2 protein-coding genes and 1 pseudogene are annotated in these 2874 nt (G+C 32.7%); 1 reads left to right on the top strand and 2 read right to left on the bottom strand.

Features of this window, described 5'->3' with window-relative positions; translation table 11 throughout:
• Positions 1-324: 324 nt before the first annotated feature.
• Positions 325-783: pseudogene (gene tnpA, locus LJD34_RS15690) on the bottom strand (IS200/IS605 family transposase).
• A 156-nt stretch (positions 784-939) separates the two neighbouring features.
• Positions 940-2526: a peptide chain release factor 3 gene (locus LJD34_RS15685; RefSeq protein WP_117347458.1), complete on the bottom strand. Its 1587-nt coding sequence runs from the start codon at positions 2524-2526 to the stop codon at positions 940-942.
• Between the two features lie 230 nt (positions 2527-2756).
• Between LJD34_RS15685 and LJD34_RS15680 the strand changes: the two genes are divergently transcribed.
• On the top strand, positions 2757-2874 hold a 118-nt coding region (locus LJD34_RS15680), incomplete at its 3' end, for a transposase (protein ID WP_227360338.1).

Raw genomic sequence — 2874 nt, 5'->3', positions numbered from 1 at the left:
GAATTCCTACTGCTTTTTTACTATCACTATATTTTAATGCTGGATACCAAAGTCAAATCAATATCCAATACCAGAAAATAAAAGGATATCAAGATACAAGAAAGAACATTATGAATCACATAAAAATATTCCTACCAGTCAATTGGTAGGAATGGGGTTTGTCAATAATGCATACATAATTTTAATTATTTTACCTGTCTACTTGACAGGGGCGGTTCAAAACGGCGTGGTTTTCACTGCGGCTATAAGCCTTTGTTACTTGCTCGCGTCTAAAGGCGCTGCTTTCACTTCGTTCAAGCTATCGCTTTTGACTCTCGCTTTCCCTCAAAGGGAATTTTTATTTTGCTTTTTCCTGCGGCTTCTATTTTCTTCTCGAATTCCTTTTTCTTCAAACGGATTCTTATATTCTTTCACACTTAATTTATCCATTGCAATATCATGTTGCTCTTGTTCTCTTATATATTTTGCGACCGTTTAATCATTTAATCCTACTGTACTCACATAATACCCTTCTACCCAAAAATGTCTATTTCCATACTTATATTTCAAATTTGCATGTCTATCAAAAATCATCAATGCTGATTTTCCCTTCAAGTATCCCATGAATGATGACACACTTAACTTTGGTGGTATCATTACTAACATATGTACATGGTCACTCATCAAATGCCCTTCTATTATTTCTACTCCCTTATATCGACAGAGTGTTCTCAATATTTCTCCTATATCTTTCCTTAGTTGATTATATATCACTTTTCGTCTATACTTCGGTGTGAAGACGATGTGCTAAAGAATTTGCCTTTTTAGCCGTTATTTCTTATTGCACCACCCTCATAGCAAGTGATTTTCTATTTTGCACATTTCATGTGCTCAACTGACTGAAGTCATCAATTCTTTTTTCATTCGAATTGTATAAAAAAAGAACTAAAAGTTCTACTTTTAGTTCTTAGAAAATTCCAATAATTCTAAACCTTTATTTTTATCTTGAGCCCATCTTACGCCCCAATCATTAGTGAACAATAATAATGGTTGCCCTTTTAAATCTTGAACTTTTCTTGTATCAGATGAAAGATTTAATGATTTTAAATCAGTTCCTTCTTTGACCCATCTTATATATTGATAAGGTAGAGGAGATTTATGAATTTCAACATTGTATTCATTCTTTAAACGATGTTCTAAAACTTCAAATTGTAAAACACCAACAACTCCTACAATAATTTCTTCCATACCACCACCTAATTCAGTAAAGATTTGGATTGCTCCTTCTTTTGCAATTTGTTCAACACCTTTAACAAATTGTTTTCTTTTCATCGTATCTTTATTACGAATCATTGCAAAATGTTCTGGTGCAAATGTTGGAATTCCTTCAAAAGCAAAATGCTTTTTACCTGTTGTAATAGTATCTCCAATAGAGAAAATACCTGGATCAAAAACACCAATGACATCTCCTGCATAAGCTTCATTTACTTCACTACGTTCATCTGCCATTAATTGTTTTGACTGATTTAATTTGATTTTTTTCTTACCTTGATAATGATAAACTTCCATCCCTTTTTCAAATTTACCAGAACAAATTCTAAAGAATGCCATTCTATCACGATGTCTAGCATTCATGTTCGCTTGAATTTTGAAAACAAAAGCTGAGAAATTTTCTTGATAAGGATCAATCACTTCACCATCTGCCATTCTAGGAGTTGGTGGGGTTGTCATATTTAAGAAATGTTTTAAAAATGGTTCAATCCCAAAGTTAGTAAGAGCCGATCCAAAACATACAGGTGATAACTTACCAGCACGTACAGCTTCTAAACTAAATTCATTTCCTGCCATATCTAATAATTCAATATCTTCTTGTAATTTATCATAAAGTTCATCTTCCACATACTCTTTTAATTTTGGATCATCCGCTTTTAAAATTTCTGTTTCAACTTCTTTTTTTCCACCATCTACAGGAATAAAACGAATGACTTCTTGATCATTTCTTTCATAAACCCCTGCAAAACGTTTTCCAGAACCAATTGGCCAGTTAACAGGACAAGTTTCAATTCCTAATTCTTGTTCAATTTCTTCCATTAATTCATAAGGATCTCTTGCTTCTCTATCCATCTTATTAATAAAAGTGAAAATTGGAATATGTCTCATTGTACATACTTTAAATAACTTACGTGTTTGATCTTCGACCCCTTTACTCGCATCAATGACCATGACTGCACAATCTGCTGCCATTAAAGTACGATATGTATCTTCTGAGAAGTCTTGATGCCCTGGAGTATCAAGAATATTAATACAATATCCTTGGTAATTAAATTGTAATACTGAAGAGGTAACTGAAATCCCTCTTTGTTTTTCAATTTCCATCCAGTCACTTGTCGCATGCTTACTATTTTTCTTTCCTTTAACAGTTCCTGCTTGTTGGATAGCTCCTCCATAGAGTAAGAACTTTTCTGTTAAAGTTGTTTTACCAGCATCCGGATGGGAAATAATCGCAAATGTTCTTCTTTTTTCTATTTGTTGTCTTAAATCTTCCATTGCATCCTCCCATAATCTATATTTATTTTTTAATCTTTTATTTCAACAGTACAATTATTACCACAAAATGAACAGAATTACTACTATTATTTAATAAAAAAGAAAGCTCACTCACCTCTTTTACCAAATGTTTTCGTAAAGTTCCCAACTTCAGCTGTGGAGATATAAGGCAACTTTTTTTAAGATTTTATTGATAAATCATATCGTCAGATAGCTTTTGGTAGTATAATATACCCATAAAATACAAATCGAATAATAATGTGACCTATTCCTGCAAATATCATGTTGTATTCTGTCCAAAATATCGACGCCCCGTTCTTGTAGATGGTGTGGATGATTGCTTAAAGG

It is taken from the genome of Faecalibacillus sp. MSK20_93 (genome assembly GCF_020589945.1).
GTDB classification, from domain to species: Bacteria; Bacillota_I; Bacilli_A; order Erysipelotrichales; family Coprobacillaceae; genus Faecalibacillus; species Faecalibacillus intestinalis.
This window is presented reverse-complemented; position numbering and strand designations above follow the sequence as displayed.

Bases quoted from the DNA above. Each gene is read 5' to 3' on its own strand.
- LJD34_RS15685 (WP_117347458.1), bottom strand. From the start codon at position 2,526: ATGGAAGATTTAAGACAACAAATAGAAAAAAGAAGAACATTTGCGATT.